16 protein-coding genes are annotated in these 20,240 nt (G+C 66.6%); 6 read left to right on the plus strand and 10 right to left on the minus strand.

Translation table 11 applies throughout. The features are described from left to right. Window positions 1–16 precede the first annotated feature (16 nt). From KPL76_RS09360 to KPL76_RS09380, 5 genes are all read right to left on the minus strand, one after another. On the minus strand, window positions 17–1,963 hold the full coding sequence (locus tag KPL76_RS09360) for a S9 family peptidase (RefSeq protein ID WP_253201974.1): 1,947 nt from the start codon (window positions 1,961–1,963) through the stop codon (window positions 17–19). Continuing rightward, window positions 1,936–3,789: an N-acetylglutaminylglutamine amidotransferase gene (locus KPL76_RS09365; RefSeq protein ID WP_253201975.1), complete on the minus strand. Its 1,854-nt coding sequence runs from the start codon at window positions 3,787–3,789 to the stop codon at window positions 1,936–1,938. Before KPL76_RS09365 ends, KPL76_RS09360 begins: the two co-directional genes overlap by 28 nt. Beyond that, the gene (locus KPL76_RS09370) at window positions 3,789–6,461 is read right to left on the minus strand and encodes a carboxylate--amine ligase/circularly permuted type 2 ATP-grasp protein (protein WP_216332628.1); all 2,673 of its coding nucleotides are present in this window, start codon (window positions 6,459–6,461) and stop codon (window positions 3,789–3,791) included. The genes KPL76_RS09365 and KPL76_RS09370 overlap by 1 nt, the downstream gene beginning before the upstream one ends. A gap of 125 nt (window positions 6,462–6,586) precedes the next feature. Beyond that, window positions 6,587–7,051, minus strand: coding sequence for a DUF4190 domain-containing protein (locus tag KPL76_RS09375; protein ID WP_216332630.1), 465 nt, complete (start codon window positions 7,049–7,051; stop codon window positions 6,587–6,589). A gap of 81 nt (window positions 7,052–7,132) precedes the next feature. Further along, on the minus strand, window positions 7,133–10,999 hold the full coding sequence (locus KPL76_RS09380) for an ABC transporter ATP-binding protein (RefSeq protein WP_216332632.1): 3,867 nt from the start codon (window positions 10,997–10,999) through the stop codon (window positions 7,133–7,135). 109 nt (window positions 11,000–11,108) lie between these two features. Between KPL76_RS09380 and KPL76_RS09385 the strand changes: the two genes are divergently transcribed. The 4 genes from KPL76_RS09385 (at window position 11,109) to KPL76_RS09400 (ending at window position 14,470) form a co-directional block, all read left to right on the plus strand. Continuing rightward, entirely contained in the window at window positions 11,109–11,630 is a 522-nt protein-coding gene (locus KPL76_RS09385) for an NfeD family protein (RefSeq protein ID WP_216332634.1), read from the plus strand. Between the two features lie 3 nt (window positions 11,631–11,633). After that, window positions 11,634–13,307, plus strand: coding sequence for a flotillin family protein (locus tag KPL76_RS09390; protein WP_253201976.1), 1,674 nt, complete (start codon window positions 11,634–11,636; stop codon window positions 13,305–13,307). 80 nt (window positions 13,308–13,387) lie between these two features. Further along, a complete protein-coding gene (locus KPL76_RS09395; RefSeq protein ID WP_216332636.1) occupies window positions 13,388–13,822 on the plus strand; it encodes a VOC family protein in 435 nt (144 codons plus the stop codon). A 6-nt stretch (window positions 13,823–13,828) separates the two neighbouring features. Next, entirely contained in the window at window positions 13,829–14,470 is a 642-nt protein-coding gene (locus KPL76_RS09400) for a helix-turn-helix domain-containing protein (protein ID WP_216332638.1), read from the plus strand. Between the two features lie 44 nt (window positions 14,471–14,514). Here KPL76_RS09400 and KPL76_RS09405 read toward each other — a convergent pair whose 3' ends face one another. From KPL76_RS09405 to KPL76_RS09420, 4 genes are all read right to left on the minus strand, one after another. Next, complete coding sequence (locus tag KPL76_RS09405) at window positions 14,515–14,967, minus strand: VanZ family protein (RefSeq protein ID WP_216332640.1); 453 nt, start codon at window positions 14,965–14,967, stop codon at window positions 14,515–14,517. Window positions 14,968–15,030: 63 nt separating this feature from the next. Then, complete coding sequence (locus KPL76_RS09410; RefSeq protein WP_216332642.1) at window positions 15,031–15,948, minus strand: thioredoxin domain-containing protein; 918 nt, start codon at window positions 15,946–15,948, stop codon at window positions 15,031–15,033. A gap of 137 nt (window positions 15,949–16,085) precedes the next feature. Beyond that, window positions 16,086–17,057, minus strand: a complete 972-nt coding sequence (locus tag KPL76_RS09415; RefSeq protein WP_216332644.1) for a Dyp-type peroxidase — start codon at window positions 17,055–17,057, stop codon at window positions 16,086–16,088. A gap of 53 nt (window positions 17,058–17,110) precedes the next feature. Next, window positions 17,111–17,536: a DUF6855 family protein gene (locus KPL76_RS09420; protein WP_216332647.1), complete on the minus strand. Its 426-nt coding sequence runs from the start codon at window positions 17,534–17,536 to the stop codon at window positions 17,111–17,113. 55 nt (window positions 17,537–17,591) lie between these two features. Here KPL76_RS09420 and KPL76_RS09425 point away from each other — a divergent pair, with 55 nt between their 5' ends. Continuing rightward, the gene (locus KPL76_RS09425) at window positions 17,592–18,359 is read left to right on the plus strand and encodes a 4'-phosphopantetheinyl transferase superfamily protein (RefSeq protein WP_216332649.1); all 768 of its coding nucleotides are present in this window, start codon (window positions 17,592–17,594) and stop codon (window positions 18,357–18,359) included. Here KPL76_RS09425 and KPL76_RS09430 read toward each other — a convergent pair. Then, window positions 18,340–18,594 (minus strand): hypothetical protein, encoded by a 255-nt coding sequence (locus KPL76_RS09430; protein ID WP_216332651.1) that lies wholly within the window; start codon window positions 18,592–18,594, stop codon window positions 18,340–18,342. The two genes, KPL76_RS09425 and KPL76_RS09430, sit on opposite strands and share 20 nt — an antisense overlap. A 156-nt stretch (window positions 18,595–18,750) precedes the next feature. Here KPL76_RS09430 and KPL76_RS09435 point away from each other — a divergent pair, with 156 nt between their 5' ends. After that, the gene (locus KPL76_RS09435) at window positions 18,751–20,199 is read left to right on the plus strand and encodes an NAD(P)/FAD-dependent oxidoreductase (RefSeq protein ID WP_216332653.1); all 1,449 of its coding nucleotides are present in this window, start codon (window positions 18,751–18,753) and stop codon (window positions 20,197–20,199) included. Window positions 20,200–20,240: the final 41 nt, after the last annotated feature.

Consider the following 20,240-nt stretch of genomic DNA (forward strand, 5'->3'; position numbering starts at 1 on the left):
AGCGACAAGCGGCGGTTCACCCCTCGATGCGGGAAAGGTGCTGCCGCAGGAAGTGCACCATCGTCTCGGCAAGCAACAGTTTCGACTCGGCGCGTCGGTACTCGTGCCCCTCACCCGCGAGTTCGAGGTATTCGACCGGCCTCCCGAGTTCGCGCAGCGCGGCCACGACCTGGTGTGCTTCGTTGACGGGCACGTTCGTGTCGAGCTCACCGTGCGCCACCAGCAGAGGCACGTCGATGTTCGACACCTTCGTGAGCGGCGAAATGCGCCGCAACAGCTTCTGGTCGTGATCGGGATGCCCATACTTCGTCACGGCGGCCGCGGCGATCCACGGCTCGGTGTCCCGGTAGAACGTCATCATGTGCGACATCCCGCAGATGTCGATCCCCGCCGCGAAGACGCCGGGGGAGAAAGCCAGCGATGCCAGGGTGAGGTAGCCGCCGTAGGAGCGGCCTGTCACAGCGATCCGCCCCGCGTCGGCCAGGCCGGCATCGACGAGGTACTGGGCCGCGGCGAGCACGTCGTCGAACGCGCCCTGCCGACCGTGGACGTCGTCGAGATGGCTGAACTCGCGGCCGAAACCGGATGACCCGCGCACGTTCGGCGCGAAGACGGTGATGCCCGCGGCGACCATCGCCTGGTGCTGCGGGTTGAACGTCGGTCTCTCCTGCGCCTCCGGCCCGCCGTGAAGGCTCAGCATGGCGGGGCCGGCAGTCCGAGCCCGTTCTCCTTCGTCTGCGTCGTCGATCGGCTTCGCGTGCGCACCACTAGTGCGCGTTCCGGCAGGAGCCCGGTACAACCACCCGCTCAACCCGAGCCCGTCCCGACCCGTGAAGTGCTCGAGCGTCGGCTCTGCGAGCGCCACCTCAGGCAGGGCCGGCACCTGCGTGACGCGCGTCCAGCTGTGTGCCGCTGTGTCGAGCCGCCAGAGCTCGCGGGGGCGAAGCGGCCCCTCGACGCTCAGGATGACCGTTCTCCCGTCGCGGCTCAGCACCGGGCTTGTCGCAACCAGCCCTGGCAGGCCGGCAACGGGGGTGCATTCGTCTGTGGCGGTGTCATAGAGTTCGATCTCGCTTCGCCCAGCGCGGTTCCAGACCAGCAGCAACAACCGCCCGGCGTCGTCGGCATCGAGTGCTTCGAGTTCGGCGTCGGTGCGTTCGGCAAGAACGCGAGGCACGCCGCGCCACCCATCGGGGGCGAGTGGGAGTGCAACCAGGCGCTGGCGCGGCGCATCGACCTCCGTCGCGAGGTACGCGACCACGGGGCTGCCGGGTTCGGCACCCGCCGGCGCCGGCCGGATGAGTGCCACGGTCGTCGCCCCTGTCGCCGCGTGCCCGTGCTCATTGTGGGGCATCAGCGGGTGGTCTTCGTCGCTCAGCCGGTCGACGACCACACAGAATTCATGTCCCCGACGACCGTCGCGAACAACGACGAGTGCCTCGCCGACAGAAAGGTCGAGCACATGGATGAGCTCACCCACGGCGAGCGGCTCGAAGAGCCCTGTCACGGGCTCGACGAGAAAGGTACGCGTCGGCTCCCCGACCTCAGTCGACGGCACAGTGACGACCACCCGGTGACCGCTGCGGGTCCACGGCCCGAGCTCGGCGTGGTGTTCGCGGTCGCCGCCGATTCGCCGGGCATCCGTGCCGTCTGGCCTGACGACCCACACCTGGCTGCGAACGCCGCCATCGGTTGCGACGGCGACGGCCAGCCAGGCGCTGTCGGCCGACCAGCTCACTGCGATGACGGGGTCGTCGCAGAACTGGATCAGCGTCGGCTCTGGCAGTTCATCGCCGGTCGCGACGTTCTGAACCCACAGCTGGGGCAGGCCGGAGCGGTCGCTGATGAACGCGACACGGTCGGCGTCGGGCGTCATCGTCGGCCCCCAGCTGCCCCACGCGGCGACGAGGCGCGCAGTCAGCTCACTCGTGTCGATTACCGGATTCCTTGCTTCTGCAGCCACAGCTCCAGTAAACCAAGCTGCCAGAGTGCATTCGAGCCGAGGGTCGTTCGCGTTTCGTTCGGGGAGGCCAGCAATCGTTCGACCTCGGCCCCGTCGAAGAGCCCCCGTGCGCGGGCGGCCGGGTCCGTGAGGGCATCGCGAACCTTTTCCAGGTACGGGCCCTCGAGCTGCCGGATCGCCGGCACCGGGAAGTACCCCTTCGTGCGGTCGATGATCTCGTCTGGCACGATTCCGCGGCTGGCTGCCTTGAGGACACCCTTGCCGCCATCGGCCAGCTTCAGGTGTGGAGGGATTCTCCCCACCAGTTCGACGAACTCGTGGTCGAGAAAGGGAACGCGGGCCTCGAGGCCCCAGGCCATGGTCATGTTGTCGACACGCTTCACCGGGTCGTCGACCAGCATCACCGTGGTGTCGTTGCGCAGGGCCGCGTCGACCGAGGTCTCGGCGCCGGGCTCTGCGAAACGGCGGGCGATGAATTCGCTCGGGGCGTCATGCCCGAGCATCCAGTCGCGGGAGAGAACCGAACTCATGGCGGCCCAGCGGCGGTCGAAGAACACGCGCGCATACGCTTCAGCCGCATCGCCGCGCGGCACATCGGCGAGCGGCGGATACCAGTCGTAGCCGCCCAACACCTCGTCGGCGCCCTGGCCAGACTGAACCACCTTGACCGACTGTGAGACGTCTTCGCTGAGCAGGTAGAACGCCACGCAGTCATGGCTCACCATCGGTTCGCTCATGGCCGCGATCGCGCCATCGATGCCCGGCAACAGCCGCGCGCTGTCGATGGTGATGCGGTGGTGGTCTGTCGCAAAGCGATCGGCGACGAGGGTCGAATACTCGAACTCGTCACCGGATTCGCCGCCGGCGGATTCGAAGCCGATGCTGAACGTTCTGAGGTCGGTCTGGCCCGCTTCGGCGAGCAGCGCGACCACGAGGCTCGAGTCGATGCCTCCCGAGAGCAGCACCCCCACGGGCACGTCGGCGACCATGCGCCGTTCGACTGCGGTTCGCAGGCTCTGGATGACCGCGTCCTGCCAGTCCCGTTCGTCGAACCCTGCGTACTCGTCGTCGCGGCTGAAGTCGGGCGACCAGTACACCCGTTCCGTGCTGCGCCCGTCGGGCTCGATGACGCGGATCGTGGCCGGAGGCAGCTTGCGCACCCCCGTCAGGATGGTGAGCGGAGCAGGTACGACCGAATGGAAGGTCATGTAGTACGCCAGCGCCTCCCTGTCGATGCTCGTGTCGGTGCCGCCACCGGCCAGCAGTGCCGGCAGGGTCGACGCGAAGCGGATGCGATCACCGGTCTCATCCAGGTACAGCGGTTTGATGCCGAGTCGGTCACGCGCCAGAACCAGCCGCCCGCTCTCGCGCTCGAGGATCGCGAAGGCGAACATGCCCAGAAAGTGGTCGACGCAATCCATGCCCCATTCGGCATATGCCTTGCCGATCACCTCCGTGTCTGAGGAGGAGAAGAAGGTGTAGCCCTTGCCAGCCAGCTCAGCGCGAAGGTCTCTGAAGTTGTAGATGCAGCCGTTGAAGGCGACAGTCAGGCCGAGCGCGGCATCCACCATCGGCTGGGAACCCGCAGTGCTCAGGTCGATGATCGAGAGCCGCCGGTGGCCGAGCGCGACCGGGCCGTGCGCCCAGAGCCCATCGCCGTCGGGGCCGCGGTGAACGAGGCACGACGTCATCCGGGCGAGGGCCGCGATGTCGGCACTCTGCCCGTCGAAGCGGAACTCTCCGGCCAGGCCGCACATCTCAGACTCCTCTGCTTCTGGCTGCGTCGCCCATTTCGTCGCACGCTGCGCGGCCGAGTGACCTGCCACTACCTGCTCGTGCGAACATGGGCGTTCCTTTCGTCTGGCGAGCCGTCTGAACCCAGGATCCAGGTGTCTTTAGCCCCTCCGCCCTGCGAGGAATTGACCACCATGCTCCCCGCGGGTGCCACCCTCGTGAGCGCCAGGTCGGCCACTGTCACGTCTTCTGGCCCGGTGCCCCGAACATAGACGAAGGCACGCAGGTCGACGTGCCGGGGTTCCAGGTGAGACCCGGCGAAGGTCGGAAGCGATGAGAGGGCGACAAGCTCCTGGGCGACCCAGGCAGACGGGTCTGCTGCAATCTCGCTGCGGCGCTCGGCGACGCGGGATGCCGTGGCCTTCGGCCCGATGAGTACTCCCCGCCCGCCTTCACCGTCGACCGGTTTGGTCACGAGCTCCCCGACTCGCTCGAGCACGCTGCGGCGCTCAGAGGCATCGCTGGTTCGGTAGGTCGGAACGGATTCGAGCAACGGGCGCTCATCGAGGTAGTAGCCGATCACGTCGTGGATGTTGCAGTACATCGCCTTGTCGTCGGCGACCCCGTTGCCGGGTGCGTTGGCGAGAAAGACGTTGCCTGATTCCGCCACTTCGAGGATCTCGCGGCCGATGGTGCGCCCAGAACTCGTGACGAGGTCGATCAGCTCGGGATCGATGCGTACATACAGCGACTGGATGATCGTGCTGTCGCCGGCCGAATCACCTGGTGCCCGCGAGCCGGTCGCATCGACGGCACCCGAGGCATCGCGTGACGCGGTCGCCACGACGCGGCCGCCCACAACGTCGAGGTCGTCGGGTGTCACCAGCAGGAGGCCAGCATCGGCGGCGAGGTGGTTGTGCTCGAACCAGGCGGAGCTGGCGGTGCCGCTGCTGAGAACAGCGGCGACGGCGTCGAGTTCCGGGTCGCCTCCGGCTGTTGCACGTGGCCCGGCGAGGAGGGCCCGCCTCAGCTCGGCGAGGGCGGAACGCGGGTCGCGCAGGCCCTGTGGTCTGGGTAGGTCGGGGACTACAGCATCCATCAGCGCCCTGGCTGCCATGGCGTAGGCCGCCCCACTCGGTGCGCGCACGTTGTCTTCAAGTACGCGCCAACCGCCGAACTCATTGCGTACCAGGTCGAAGCCCATGACAGCAGCTCGAACGGTTCCTGGAGGGATTCTCCTGCCCTCCTGCCGCCAGCCCGGCGACGAGGTGAGGGAGTCGGCGAGCTCGCGCGGCAGAACCCCGTCGGCGATGATCCGCTGCTGGCCGTAGATGTCCTGCAGGAACGACTCGATGGCCCGCGCCCGCTGGCGAAGCCCGGCGCCGAGTTCCGACCATTCGTAGGCGCTGATGATCCGCGGAAAGAGGTCGACTTCGAATGGTTGGAAGGCCCCCTTCACCCCGAAATCCAGCGAGGTTCGTTGCGTGTACTCATCGCGTTCGTGGTTGAGGTCGGTTAGGCCGGTGGGCTTCAGGTCGCGGTAGAAGTCGATGACGTCGCGGTAGGCGGGCCGGGGAATGGAACTGGGGCCGACGGCCTCGTCACCGGCTCGAGTGCGGTAACTGCGAAGGGCGAGAGCTTCGGTCGCCGCCCGGGGAGCGTACCCTTCCGCGGGGCCGTGGGTCTCCTGCACGACCTGTTCCACCACGTCGCGCAGCTCGCCTCGTTCAGCGAAGGCAGCGCGCTGCCGGTCGGCGGAGTTGCCTCGGGCGAGGGTGGCTTCGCTGAGGTGCCTGATCTCGTCGTAGTCGCCGAGCTCCTCGAGCTGCGGGCGAAGCCGGGAGACCAGGTCGCGGATGGCATGCGCCGCAGGCACCGGTCGAGGGTGAGTTGTTCCGTCGAGCAGCATGCCCGAGAGCCCGCCGCGCGCCGCCTGCCACATCGCAGCACGGTGGATCGGAGCCCGCATCTGCGGTCGCGGTCGGCCCGCCTCGATGTCGTGTTCTGCAGACAGCACCGAAGCACGGAACAGACCGGCGATCAGCACGGCATCGTCGACGATCGGGCAGGCATCGCAGACGCGCAGTTCGAGGGTCGGCTCGTGCGACGATGGCCGCACGTCGAAGTACGCCATCTTGGCATCGGCGATCACACCGCTGGAGATCAGGTCGCACAACAGTTCGTCGTATTCGGCCGCAGACGAGACCTCGCCTGTCGCCCCGGCGCTCGGCCAGCGCTGCCAGATGGTGGTGCGGATGCTCGAATACCCGGTGTCGTGCCCATTCAGAAAGGGCGAACTGGCCGAGAGCGCCAGCAGAAGCGGCAGATCGTGCGACACACGCTGCGCGATCTGCACGGCCAGATCGCGGTCGGAGACCCCCACGTGGATCTGGAGGCCGCAGATCAGTTGTTCGTCGACCAGGAGCCGGTACTGCTCCTGCATGCGCCTGTACCGACCGGTCGCGGTGAGCTCGAAGTCGGTGAACTCGGAGTGCGGAGCAGTGCCCACTGCGGCAACGCCGAGCCCGAATTCGCCGGCGGCCTCTGCGAGGCCCTTTCGCAGCCGCAGTAATTCGGCCCGGAGCTCGCTCAGGGTGGAGGTGACCGCGGTGTTCGTCTCGACGGTGGTGCGCTGGAGCTCGGCCGAATAGCTCTCTGCAGGCAACCGTGACAGGAGTTGCGGGGCCCGGGCCGAGAGCTTGCCGCTCTCAAGGTCGATCAGGTGCAACTCTTCTTCTGCACCGAGGGTGAGCTCCGCAGTCATGTCGGTAACTTACAACGCCATGCCCCCGAACGGCACGGATGACCGAAAACTCACAATTGTGATAGGGCGCGCTAGTGAAAGCGGTCGTTCACCTGCGGGCGGGTGCGAACCGATGGGCGAAACGCTCAGTAGGTGGCGAAGTGCCCGGTCGAGTACTGGCCGTTTGTCGCGGCCACGGCGATAAGCACGATGAAGAAGGCGACGTAGGCGATCACCATGATCAGTGCCAGGCCCGTGAGTGCATACCCGATGATCGTGCCGGCCAGGGCGAAGCCATGGCCCTGCTCTCCCGTTCTCTTGATCTGGCCGAGGGCGATGTGGCCGGTGACGATGGCCGCGAGTGGCACCACGAACGAGAGCGCGAAGGCGACGATCGCGAGCACATTGGTGCGAGCCGCGCCGTATGACCCCGGAGGGGCGGGGGCATACTGCCCCCGGTCGCCGTATTGGCCCTGGCCGGCGTACGGAGCCGCCACGGGCTGCTGGCCGTCGACCGGGGTGATCGGCGTCGTGCCGTAGTTGGCTGTGCCATAGTTCACAGGCTGGGGCTGGTGGTGATCGCCCGATGGGTTCTGGCTGGGGTCGGTCATGGCATCCTGCCTGTCTGTGTTGCGGTCTGTCGGCCTGTGTGAGGGCATCACCGGTGGCGCGCGTGGCGACTAAGCGAAATCCTAGCGCTGCTCCACGGTCTGGTAGGCCTTCCACATGGTCGCGTACCGGCCCTCCTGTTCGAGAAGCTCGTCGTGGGTGCCCACTTCGGCGATTCCGCCGTCGTGCAGCACCGCGATGCGATCGGCCGCGCGCGCCGTCTGCAGTCGGTGGGCGATGACGATGGTGGTCCGCCCACGGGAGACGCGGTCCATTGCGGCCGTGACCCGTGCCTCTGTCGCCAGATCGAGATTCGAGGTGGCCTCGTCGAGCAGCAGGATGGCCGGGTCGACGAGCTGGGCCCTGGCGAGGGCGATCAGCTGGCGCTGGCCGGCAGAGAGCGATCGGCCCCGCTCGGAGAGCGCATGGTCGTAGCCGCCAGAGAGCTCGCCGATGAAATCGTCGGCTCCGACAGCCTCGGCCGCAGCTCGCACCTCGTCGTCGGTCGCACCCGGGCGACCGAACGCGATGTTGTCTCGAACCGTGCCCGTGAAGAGGAACGCCTCCTGGGGCACGTAGCCCAGTTGTTTGCGAAAGGCCACGAGGTCGAGGGCGCGCACATCGATACCGTCGACCAGCACAGCGCCGCTGTCGACGTCGTAGAAGCGCGCCAGGAGTTTCATGACGGTGGACTTGCCCGCGCCCGTCTCTCCGACGAGGGCGACGGTCTCTCGGGCAGCGATGTCGAGGGTGATGCCGCGGAGCGCCTCGCGGGGGGCGACGAACGACGCGTCGTCGCTCAGGGCGAGCCGGGCATCCGATGGGCCCCTGGTGGCCTTCGACACCGAAGGCAGCGGCTCGGTCGACGGGTAGGAGAATCGCACATTCGTGAGGGTGAGGGCTCCCGAGAGTCGCCCGGGCACGAGGGCATCGGGTGCTGTGGGGGTCAGGGTCTCGAGCTGCATGAGCTGCGAGATCCTGCCCACGGAGACCCGGGTCTGCTGCCACGAGTCGAAGACCTGCGAGAGCTGCTGGATGGGGGAGAAGAACATGTCGATGTACAGGATGAACGCGATGAGTGCACCCGAGGTGAGGTCACCGGAGGCAATGAGGCCGGCGCCGACGCCCAGTACGATCGCGTCGGCGACTCCCGACAGGAACTGCACGAACGGAAAGTAGAGCGCGACGAGGCGCTGGGCCTTGACACGCGATTCGAGGTAGTGGGCGCCGAGACCGTGGAATCGCGTGACCGCCGCTGCTTCGTGAACGAAGGCCTGCGATTCGCGCACGCCAGAGAGGCTCTCCTGGAAGTCGGCGTTGACCACGGCGATGCGATCACGCGACACGTCGTAGAGGGTCGACGACCGCTTGCGGAACAGCATCGTCGCGATCGCCAGCGGAATCACGACCGTGAGCGTGCAGAGACCCAGCTCGAGGTTCACGGTGAGCAGCGCGACACCCACACCCACGAAGGTCACCACGGAGACCAAGGCCGAGAGCAGTCCATTCTGGATCAGCGACTCGAACTGGTCGACGTCGGTGGTCATTCGCGTCATGACCCGGCCGGCCATTTCACGTTCGTAGTAATCCAGTGACAGCCGCTGAAGTTGCGACCAGATGCGAATACGCAGCGACAACATGACGCGCTGGGCGATTCTGCCGGTGACGAAGGTCGAAGCGATCACGTCGAAGAGGTCGGCCAGAGTGACGATGAGATACAGGGCGGATGCCCCGAAGAGCACTGCGGCAGAACCCGCCTGCACGCCACTGTCGATGCCCGTCTTGACGAGTATCGGCCCGAGCAGCCCGGCGACGGCGTCGAGCACGACGAGCACCAACCCCACGGCCAGAGGTTTGCGAAACTCCTTCAGCAGACGCACGAGGGTGAAGTTCGGGTCGGCGACCGTCTCTCGCCCGAGATCGATGTCGGGCACATCGCGAACCGGGCCGAGCTTCGCCACGGCGCCGAGGAGGTCGGGCATCGGGGTGAGGAAGGTCGCGCCCGCGTCGGCGGCGGCACTCCCCGCGGCGGAGGATGCCGCGGGGGATCGGGACCCAGGTCGTTGCGGCGCGGAGCCCCTGCTCGCTGCCTCATCAGCGTCGTCCTGGCGGCCAGCCACCAGATCGCCCTCTGCGGTGAGGTCTGCAAGCACTTCGATCCGGCCGCTCTGGGCCGCAGCCTGCGTCTGCTCATCGAGATTCGACAGCAGCCCGCGGTAGGTGGCGCTGCGCTCGCGGAGTTCGTCGTGCGTGCCTTGGTCGCTGATGTGGCCGTTCTCGAGCACCACGATCCGATCGGCGAGATGGAGGGTCGATTCGCGGTGCGCGATCAGCAGGACCGTGCGGGAGCCGAGGGCATCTTTCAGTCCTTCGTGGATCGCCTCCTCGGTTCGGGAGTCGATGGCGCTGGTCGCGTCATCGAGAACGAGGATCCGGGGGTCGTACAAGATGGCCCTGGCCAGGGCGACGCGCTGGCGTTGCCCACCCGAGAGACTGAGACCGCGCTCGCCCACGACGGTGTCGAGTCCCCTCGGCAACCGGTCGATGAACGCGCTCGCCTGGGCGACCTCGGCAGCGGCACGTACCTCGTCGTCTGTCGCTGCGGGGCGGCCGAAGGCGATGTTCGAACGCACGGAGTCGGAGAACAGGAAACTCTCTTCGAAGACCACCCCGACGCTGCCCCGGAGTGACTTCAGGCGCAGCTCCCTCACGTCGATGCCGTCGACGCTCACGGTTCCTGCGGTGGGGTCGTAGAATCGCGAGACAAGGGCGGCGAGCGTCGATTTACCACTGCCGCTCGGGCCGACCAGCGCCACGCGCTCGCCTGGAGCGATGTGCAGGGTCACGTCGTCGAGTACGAGCGAATCCGGGGTGTAGCCGAAGCTCACCCGCTCGAAGTCGATTCGCCCAGCCCCTGGTGAGGTGCTGGTGGAGGGTGTCGGCAGATCGACGGCGGTCGGGGCATCCATGATCGAGGGCGCGAGGTCGAGCAGCTGGAAGATGCGCTCCACGCCCACGCGCGCCTGCTGGCCGATGGTCAGAATGCCCGCCAGCATGCGCGCCGGCCCCATCAGCTGCGTCAGGTAGGCCGAGAAGGCGAGAAAGGTGCCGATCGTGAGCTGGTTGTTGAGGGCAAGCCAGCCGCCGAATGCGAGCACCGCGACCTGCGCCAGGACAGGCACGGTCTGCAGCAGCGGTTGGTACCGCGACTGGATGCGCACGGCTCGCATCTGCGAACCGTAGAGAGCGGTCGACACCCCGACCATGCGGTCGATCTCGTGCGTCTCGCGACCGAACGCCTTGACGACGCGCACGCCGGTGACGTCTTCGTCGACGATCTGGGCGACCTCGCCTTCTCGCTGCTGGGCATCCCACGTCGCCGGAAAGATGCGGGCGCGAAGGCGATACGAGATCACCACGAGCAGGGGAGTCACGATGAGCGCCACCAGGGCCAGGGGCCACGACAGCACGAACATGACGACCAGCGAGAGCACCATCAGAATGACATTGCCGCTCATCAGGGGCATCATGTTCAGCAGCCCGAGCACGAGCGTGGTGTCGGAATTCGCCCGCGACACGAGCTGGCCGGTGGGAAGGGCGCCGAGGCTTGCGAAGTCGAGCGTCTGCAGGTGGTCGTGCATGTCGTTCCGCAGGTCGGTCTGCACCTCGAGGGCGACCTTGCCGCCCCGGTAGCGGCGAACGTAGGCGAAGCCGAACACCCCGGCCGAGAGCGTGAGCAGCAGGGCGAGCCAGGGCAGCAGGGGAGCGTCGGGTACGAGAATGACATTGTCGACGATCTGCCGGGCGACCAGCGGTATGACGACCTGGCAGGCACTGCCGAGCAGGGCTGCGCCGAGCGAGAGGTAGAGGCTCCGCCGGTGTCGCAGCAGGTACTGCCACAGGCGGCGGATCCAGCCGCTTTCGGCGGGGGCAGGCGAGCGGTCAGTCACTTGCCCAATTCTACGAGCGGTTGACGCACCGACGGCCCCTGGGTGGGCGCGCACAGGGGTTCGCGTTCTGGCAGACTGCTCAGATGGATGCCCGCCGCGCAGTCGCCGTATGACACCGGGAGTCGTGTTCGTCGTCGCAGGCGCGCTGGGTCTCGCGCTCATCGCGATCGGGCTGATCTTCGGCGGCCTTCTCGACCTGTTCGATGTGACCGGCGGGCTGTTGTCACTGGCGCCGATCGGAGCGGCGCTGGCGATCTTCGGTGCCGTGGGCGTCATCATGCTGGGAGGCGGAGCCGAAGCCCAGCCGGCCTACCTCGTCAGTGGTGCGGCAGGCGTGTTGAGCCTGGGCATCGGTGCCGTCTTCACCAGATACTTCCAGCGCATCAGTCGCGGTTCGACCGTCGACTACAACCTCGTCGGCCAGACAGCGATCGTCACCTCCGACGTCGATGAAACCGGCGGTGAGGTGCACGTCGAAGACAGCCGTGAGTCGGGGCGGAGACTCGCCACGAGCGCTGCTCTCCTCACGGAGGGAACACGTGTTCGGGTGATCGCCCACACCGGCAGTTCCCTGCGAGTGGCTCCCTATATCGCTGTACCTGAAAATTCGTCACCTAAAGAAGGCAGCTAAAGCGTGGACGCGAGTCTCTTCACCGGCATCCCCCTCATTCCGATCATCGTGATCGTCGTCGCCGTGCTGGTGATCCTGGCGTTCTCGGCATCGCGCATCAAGAAGGTCGGCATCAATGAGGCGCTCATCATCATCGGGCAGAAGGGTGGGGCAGACCAGAAATCGAAACCCATCCGCACGCCGCGCTTCGATGACAGTGGCAAACCCGTGCTCGACGCGAACGGTTCACAGGTGTTCGACGAGGTCGCGCTCGACACGAAGAACCAGAAGGTCGTCATCGGGCAGAGGGCGTTCATCTGGCCCATCGTCAACGAGACCCAGCGAATCTCGCTCGAGCAGTACCAGCACGGCTTCAGCGTTCAGGGCCCCGACGTTAACTACATCAACACCAACGTCGATGTCGCCATTCAGTTCCGCGTCGGCGGTGACCCCGATTCGGTGCGTCGCGCTGCGCAGCTGTTCCAGAGCACGCAGAAGAACCTCGCCAACATCATCGCGGCCGCCATCGAGGGCCACGTGCGGTCGATCATCGGCGAGCTCACCTTTCGGGAGATCACCAGCGACCGTGCCCGGTTCAAGGGCCTGGTGGTCAAATCGATCAGCGCCGACTTCGCCGAACAGGGCATCATCATCGACACCCTGAACATCAAAGATGTGACCACACCGGGATCGAACTACCTCGCGAACCTCGGGGCCGCCGAAACGGCCAAGGCGCAGCAGGAGGCCGCCGTGGCGCAGTCCGAAGCCTTCCGTGCCAGCGAGTTCGCCCGGATCGAGTCGGAGGAGCGTGTCGCAGAGCGCGACAAGGCGCTCGCGCTGAAGAAAGCGTCGATCAAATCGGAGACCGACCGCGCCCAGGCAGAAGCCGACGCCTCCGGCCAGCTCGCCAAAGCCAATCAAGACAGACTCATCGCCGAGCAGGAGCGCCAGGCGCTCGCCGAGCAGGCCCTCGTGGAGCAGGAACGACTCGAGATCTCCATCCGCAAGCCGGCGGAAGCCGCCGCGTACGCCAAGGTGCAAGACGCCAACGCCCAGCGCGACAGCGCGAACGCCGCTGCCGAATCCGAGGCGTTCCGTCGAAAGACCGTCGCAGAGGCGAACAAGAGTGCTGCCGTGCTCGACGCCGAGGCCTCGGCCGCCACGGTCACCCTTGCGGCAGAAGCCCAGCGCTCGAGTGCCAATGCGGTCACCGAAGCCGAGGCCTACCGCCGGGAGACGATCGCTGAAGCCAACAAGAAGGCCGCCCTGCTCGACGCAGAAGCGACCGCCTCCTCTGTGACGCTCACCGCCGATGCAGACGCGGCCGCTACCAATGCACGAGGGCTCGCGGAGGCCGCCATCACCCGGGCCGCCGGTCTGGCAGAAGCCGAATCGATCAAGGCCCAGGCCCAGGCAATGGAGAGCTACGGCAATGCGGCCACCTCGATCGAGGTCATCAAGCGCCTGCCAGAGATCGCCCAGAGCATCGCGGGCGCATTCGCCGGCATCGACAACTTCACCGTGATCTCGAAAGACGGCGCCTCGGCCGTCGGCCAGCAGATCACCGACATCGCCAGTGACGTGCCGGCGCTTGTCAAGAACCTCACCGGTTTCGACCTCACCTCGGTGCTCGCCGGCATGGCGGGTGGCGCAGCCGCTTCGACCGTGCTGAAGGATGACCGGCCCTCCGCTTCGTGACCTGAAGTCTTGACGCGGCACTTGTTTTTTGCAAGCGTTAAGTCACTTCGCACGCGACAGACCACCGAGAGGGATTCACCATGCCGACAATGTTCGTCAACCTGCCCGTCACAGACCTCGAACGCGCCAAGACGTTCTACACGGCGCTCGGATTCACCATCAACCCGCTCTTCTCCGACCACAACGCGGCCTGCGTCGTCGTCGAAGAAGATCACAACTACTTCATGATCCTGACCCGGGAGTACTTCCAGACCTTCACCGACCTTCCGATCGGCGACCCGGCGGTGAACCCGTCGGTCTCGACCGCGATCTTCCTCGAGACTCGGGAGGCAGTCGACACGGCCGTGGCCAACGGGGTGGCTGCCGGCGGAGTCGAACCCAAACCGGCTTCAGACTACGGATTCATGTACCAGCGCCAACTGAACGACCCCGACGGGAACTTCCTCGAATTCGGCTGGATGGACCCGGTCGCCGCTGCACAGGGTCCCGAAGCGGCGATGGCCCAGCAGGACTGAGGTCTGATGGCTGCACGGGATTACGGGCAGTATGGCGGCGTCTCCAGCGCGCTCGAACTCGTGGGAGAGCGCTGGGCGCTTCTGATCATCCGCGACCTTCTCGTTGGGCCACGTCGGTACGGAGAGCTTGCCGGCGGGCTCGCCCGGATCCCCAGTAACATTCTGGCGGCCCGGCTGAAGGAGCTGCAGGAAGGCGGCGTCATTCGCCGTGTGCCGCACTCACGAGTCATCGTCTACGAGCTGACGCCCTACGGCCGCGAACTCGAGCCGGTCATCCTCGCGCTTGGTGCCTGGGGCTTCAAAGCGATGGGTGACCCGCGTGAGGCGCAGATCATCACCCCTGATTCGATGACGATGGACCTCCGCACGGCCTTCCAACCGCTGGTGGCCGCGAACCTGCCGCCGACGGCCTATGCGGCCCAGCTCGGCTCCGCTGAGTTGCTCATCCGTGTCAATGGTTCGGCGCTGGATGTCACGCGTGGTGGCGGCCAGGCTGACCTCGCCTTCACCGCCGGTGCCGACATCCGCCGGCTCATTTCCGGCGAGCTCACCCCCGACCGCGCGATCACAACCGGCGTTGTACTGGTACTGGGCGGCCACAACGAGCTCCTCGAACGTTTCGCGACCACCTTCCACCTCGCTGCCTGATCTCAGAGGTGGAGGAGACGAGACTGCGTTCCGTGTGAATGGAATCAGGCGCGGACGGGAGCCGGGGTACGCGAGCGCCGGATGCGACGTGCCTTGCCCGCCGTGAGGGCGAGACCCACGAGAACGCCCAGCGTCGCGCCGATCGAGTTCGAGATGATGTCGCGAACATCAGAGACCCGGCCCGGGAGGAAGAGCTGGGTGAACTCGATGCCGCAGGTGAGCGCAGCGCCGACGATGATGGCGAGCCACCACTGGCGCCGGCCGAACAGCAGCAGAAAGAACAGCCCGATCGGAAAGAACATCGCGATGTTGGCGGTGAACTCGACGCGGTCGTAGGTGATCCACTCGGTGCTGGCGTGCCGGCCGAAGAAGCGGATGGCCTGGTACAGCAGGCCCTCAGCCTTCGCATCCAGCGGCTGCGGGCCCAATGTGATCCATGCCACGACTCCGAGATAGGCGAGCGTGAACACGCTGAGCGCGGGGTGGCGTCTGAACATGCCTCCCAGCATGCCCGATCACTCTTGGTGTTCGTTGAATGCGGGCCGTGTGGCGCCTATCGGTCACGGGGTAGGGGTCCGCGTCGGGGTTGCGGTGCTGGCCGGGGTGTTCTTCGTGAAGGTGTCAGTGACAAAGGTCTGGAAGGCCGTCTGGTCGCCCACCGCGCCCGTGTACGCTGCTCCATCCACCAGAACGAGTGGTGTGCTGGTCAGTGTCGTTGTGCTCGAATTCGGCACTGACGACTTCGCGCGTGCGGTCGAATCGCCGACCCAGTTTGCAAACCCGTCCGACGTGATGCACGTCGACACGGCAGCGTCTGTCACCCCGGCCGTTGTCACCAGGTTCACCAGATCGGCGTCGCTGAGCCCGGCGCTCGCGATGGTCGCGTGGTCGGCGATAAGAGCGTTGTGAACGGCGAGCACGCTGTCGGGTGAGGTGTTGGCCACGCAGGCGATGGCGTTCGCGGCTCGTGCTCCCGGGTCGTTGCCGTCAGTGCTCGCGAGAGCGACAGGGTGGATCTCGAGTGTGGCGTACCCCTGTTTCACCCAGCCCTGGATGGCCGCGCCGTTCGTGGTCTCGAAGGTCGCCGCGTCGGCGTTCGAGTAGTCGATGTATTCGACAACGGTGAGAATCCCGTTCGTCGTGTCGAGCACGCTGGGGGTCGGCTCCTGGCCGACGGCCAGGGCACCGCTCTTCGTCGCCGTGACGTTCGTGCCGTCGCCCACCATGACGATGCCGTCGCTGGCCATGTTCGCTGGGCCGGCGAGCCCAGCCCGCACCGTGTTCACCGTCACGAGTGTGCCGACAGCGAGCAGAGCCACCCCGACAGTGATCAGGCTGGTGCGCAGGATGATCGTGGTGCGCTTCTTGCGTCGCTGCTGGTCTTCCCGCTGAATCCGCGCGAACTCCCGTGAGAGGGCCTTGCGCTCCTTCTTGGGCAGACCGCGCAATTGCTCTTCGTAGATGTTGACGCGCGCCACCCAGGCTCCTCGATTCCCCGGCGGGGCAGGATCGCCGCGCCCTCAGACAGGCCGAACATACTGAATCGCTCTATGAGGGAGCTATGGGCCATCTGGGAGGTCACTCAGCGAGCGAAGGGCCGATGTGTCCGCGGCACCTACTCCTCGGGTGCGAGAGCTTCGAGGGTCTGGATGCTCGGCACGAAGTAACTCGACCCGGTGACGGCCTTCGAGAAATCGAGGATGCGGTCGTACTCGCCCACCGGGTCTCCGATGAACATGCGCCTCAGCATGTGGTCGATGACCCAGACCTTGCGGGCGTAGCCGATGAAGTAGGTGCCGAACTCGCCGTGGCCTGGCCGGCCGAAGGGCATGTTGTCGCGGAGGATCGCCTGTTCGACGCCGTTCTCGTCGACGATGGTGTTGAGGCTCCGGTGTGATTTCCGGGGCGCGGCCGCCGGCACGTCGTCTTCACGTTCGACGTTGTCGATCTTGGAACGACCGATGATCGACTCCTGCTGCTCGGTCGTCAGGCCGCCCCAGGCGGAGAGGTCGTGCAGGTACTTCTGCACCACGACGTAGCTGCCGCCAGCGAATTCGGGGTCTTCGTCACCGATCAACGACGCCTCGGCCATCGACTCGCCGGTCGGGTTCTCTGTGCCGTCGACGAACCCGAGCAGGTCGCGCGCGTCGAAGTACCGGAAGCCCTGCACTTCATCGACGACCGTCACCGCGTCGCCCAGTTTGTCGAGAATGAGGCGCTCCAGCTCGAAGCACAGGTCGGCCCGCTCAGCCCGGATGTGGAAGAGCAGGTCGCCGGGCGTCGAGACGGCGGTGTGAACCGGGCCCGGAATCACGTGGAACCGGTCGAGCTGCTGGGGTTTCGAGGCCTGGTCGAACCGCGACCAGGCCTCGGCGCCGATGCCGACGTTGCACGAGAGCCTGCCGCCGAGGTCGCGGAACCCGACCGTGCGAACGAGTCCGCCGATGTCGGAGATGACCTCGCGCACGACGAGCGCTGCCGCGGCGGCACGTTCGATGGTGACGACGAGAAAGACCGCTGCAGACGACAGCGGAGCGTTCACGCTCTGCGGCTCGATCGGTGCGCGGGCCCAGGTCTGATCATCCATGGAGTGAGTGTATTGCCAGCCGGTGCCGAGGGGGAGAAGACGAGTCCGAGCGCTCAGATGGCGCGCACCGAGTTGTTTCGGGCGTCGTGGGTCAGCTCAGCCAGGCCGAGGGCTTCGAGAAGGGGCGGAAGGTACATGCCGAAGCGCCCGCGGTACCCCTTGCGCTGGCCGTACCAGCCACCGACGGGATTGTCTTCTGAGCGACCCCAGGCTTCCACCGATCCCTCGGCAGCCGATTTCAGTTCGTCGGCCGCACCGAGCGGAACCCAGTCACCCTGCGCTTTCAGCCAGCTGTGCAGGTCGTCGACAGCCCGTGCATCGTAGGTGAGTTTGGTCGAGCCGACCTGGCAGACCAGCAAGGGAGGGTCTGTCGTGTCGTCGCGGTACATCGTGTACGACGAACTGCCAGGCGCAGTGACGAGCTGCCACGGGTCTTCTTTTGTTCCTGCGCCGACTGCGGCTGTGGGTTCTGCTGCCATGATGGATCTCCTTCGAACAGGGCCAGTATGGCAGGGTGGAGGCCATGGGTGAAGGGTGATCTCTGCGCCGGCCGAGGTGGTCGTGTTCCTGGCCGTTGTGACGGCGCCGCAACCCTCGCTTCTTCGCCTTCTCGAACCTGCCGAACACGAGCGCGCGTCGGCCTTCGTGCGGCCCGGCGACCGCGATCGATTCATCACCTCTCACGCGCTGCTGAGGCTCGCCGCGGGCGAGGTTTTCGGTGTCTCGGCGGTCACAGTGAATCTCGATTTCACGTGCCGGGTCTGTGGTGGCCCGCACGGAAGGCCGTCGATCGCCCAGCCAGCTGTGCTTCCAGGTTCACCGAGCCGATATGCGCTTTCGCTCTCGACGTCAGCTGACCGGGTGGCGGTCGCTGTCGCCAGAGTGGGTGATGTCGGGGTCGACATCGACCGCGTGGATGCTGCACAGTTCTCCGGCTTCGACACCGTCGCCCTGACCGCCCGCGAGGTTCGTGCCGTCGGGCGGCTCGGTTCCGGTGATGCGGATCTCGCGCGGTCGCAACTGTGGGTCCGCAAGGAGGCGGTGCTCAAAGCAAGCGGTCACGGGTTACGGAGGGAACCGCGAACCATCGATGTCTGGGCGAAGGGCAGCACACACACCGGATCTGTTGACCTCGACATCGCCGCGACCTCGAACACTTCGCGAGTCCGATGGATCGACCTCGACACTGGTGTGCCCGGTCTTGCTGCCGCGGTGGCCAGGGTCGGAGCCGAGCCGGTCCACGTCGTCGTCAGAGACGCGGAATTCCTGCTGTCGGCCGGAACTACCTCAGGGTCTCGCTGAAGCAGTCGACTGCACGGCTGAACTCGGTGAAGCGCAGCATGTTCCTCGGTGCCGACAGCTTGAGAACGTCGAAGTACCCGTTCGTCTGCTCGATATAGCCGAGCACGCTTTCGGCGTTCGTTGTGGGGATTCGCCTGTCGCAGACCTGCCATTCGTGGTCAGAGATGACCGAGATGCGAATGTCGCCTGAGAGCGGAATGTTGACCTGGCTGAGGTGCGTCAACTGAGTGGTCACATCAACCTCCTTCGGTTAAGTGCTTGTGTTGAGGCAATCATGCGCACCACCCCCCGACAAGGGGTTGACAGGGCTCTCAAAGCCGAGACACAGGATCCTGGGCGGGCTCGTGCACAGGGATTGGAGCGAACGCCGAGGGTGGGCGATACTACCAACGTGGACACCGTAGATGTGGTCGTGGTCGGAGCCGGGCCGAATGGCCTCGCGGCCGCCGTCACGCTCGCGCGCGCGGGACTCTCTGTGCGCGTGTACGAGCGGGCCGACACGATCGGCGGTGGGGCGCGCACCAGCGAACTCACGCTGCCGGGGTATCTGCACGATGTGTGTTCTGCCGTGCATCCGATGGCCCTCGCTTCGGAGTTCTTTCGGCGGTTCGGGCTGGCCTCGCGCATCGAGCTTCGTCTGCCCGACGTCGCGTACGGGCATCCACTCGACGGGGGCAGGGCAGGCATCGCCTACCAGAGCATCGACGAGACGGCCAGGGGGCTCGGTGTCGACGGCCCGGCCTGGAAGAGGCTCTTCGAGCCGCTCGTGGCCCGGTGGCAGGAGCTCGCCGAGTTCACGGGCGGCTCGCTGCTCCGAGTGCCGCGCAACCCACTCGTGGCGGCGCAGTTCGGCGCCCGGGTGCTGGAACAGGGGAGTCCACTCTGGGGCCTGCGGTTCGAGAGCGACGTCGCCCCGGCCATGCTGAGCGGGGTGGAGGCACACGCGATCCTGCCGCTGCCCGGCCTGGCGCCGGCCGCGGCAGGGCTCATGCTGGGCACACATGCCCATGGGGTCGGTTGGCCCGTTCCGGTCGGGGGCAGCCAGGCGATCGTCGACGCCATGGCGGCCGACCTGCTCGCGCACGGAGGCGAGATCGTCACCGGCACCGAGATCACCTCGCTCGGCGAGCTGCCGCCCTCGAAAGCGGTTCTGCTGGACGTCTCACCGCGGGCTCTGCTTCGGCTCGGTGGCGACCGTGTACCGGTGCGGTACGCCCGACGCCTCGAGCGATTCCGGTACGGCAATGCTGTCGCCAAGCTCGACCTGGCACTGTCAGACCCCGTTCCGTGGGCCAACCCCGAACTCCACAGGGCCGGCACGGTTCATGTGGGCGGCACGCACGCCCAGATCGCCCGCGCTGAGGCAACCATCGCGGCGGGCAAGCACGCCTCCCGACCCTATGTGCTGGTCTCGCAGCCCAGTACGATCGACTCGTCGCGCGCGCCAGAGGGCAGGCACGTGCTCTGGGCCTACACGCACGTGCCGAGCGGGTCGAACATCGACCAGACCGAGACGATCATTGCCCAGATCGAACGGTTCGCGCCCGGCTTCCGCGACACGATCCTCGCCTCCACCAGCAGAACGGCCGTCGGCGAAGAGGCGATGAACCCCAACTACGTCGGCGGTGACATCTCGGCGGGTGCGGCGACGTTCGGGCAGCTGCTCAGGCGCCCGACGCTGTCGCCGCACCCGTGGCAGACGCCGATGAAGGGCGTGTACCTGTGTTCGTCGTCGACCTCACCCGGCCCCGGCGTGCACGGCCTGGCCGGCTGGCACGCGGCGCGGCGCGCGCTCGCGGTGGAGTTCGGTGTCTCGAAGGCGCCCGAGCTCGGGCTGTGACCGCTCTGTCGCTCATTCACACATCCGCTCGGTAGTTCCCC

The sequence above is a fragment of the Subtercola sp. PAMC28395 genome (assembly GCF_018889995.1).
Lineage (GTDB): Bacteria > Actinomycetota > Actinomycetes > Actinomycetales > Microbacteriaceae > Subtercola.

Bases quoted from the DNA above. Each gene is read 5' to 3' on its own strand.
- KPL76_RS09370 (WP_216332628.1), bottom strand. From the start codon at position 6,461: ATGACTGCGGAGCTCACCCTCGGTGCAGAAGAAGAGTTGCACCTGATC.
- KPL76_RS09375 (WP_216332630.1), bottom strand. From the start codon at position 7,051: ATGACCGACCCCAGCCAGAACCCATCGGGCGATCACCACCAGCCCCAG.
- KPL76_RS09385 (WP_216332634.1), top strand. From the start codon at position 11,109: ATGACACCGGGAGTCGTGTTCGTCGTCGCAGGCGCGCTGGGTCTCGCG.
- KPL76_RS09395 (WP_216332636.1), top strand. From the start codon at position 13,388: ATGCCGACAATGTTCGTCAACCTGCCCGTCACAGACCTCGAACGCGCC.
- KPL76_RS09400 (WP_216332638.1), top strand. From the start codon at position 13,829: ATGGCTGCACGGGATTACGGGCAGTATGGCGGCGTCTCCAGCGCGCTC.
- KPL76_RS09405 (WP_216332640.1), bottom strand. From the start codon at position 14,967: ATGTTCAGACGCCACCCCGCGCTCAGCGTGTTCACGCTCGCCTATCTC.
- KPL76_RS09415 (WP_216332644.1), bottom strand. From the start codon at position 17,057: ATGGATGATCAGACCTGGGCCCGCGCACCGATCGAGCCGCAGAGCGTG.
- KPL76_RS09420 (WP_216332647.1), bottom strand. From the start codon at position 17,536: ATGGCAGCAGAACCCACAGCCGCAGTCGGCGCAGGAACAAAAGAAGAC.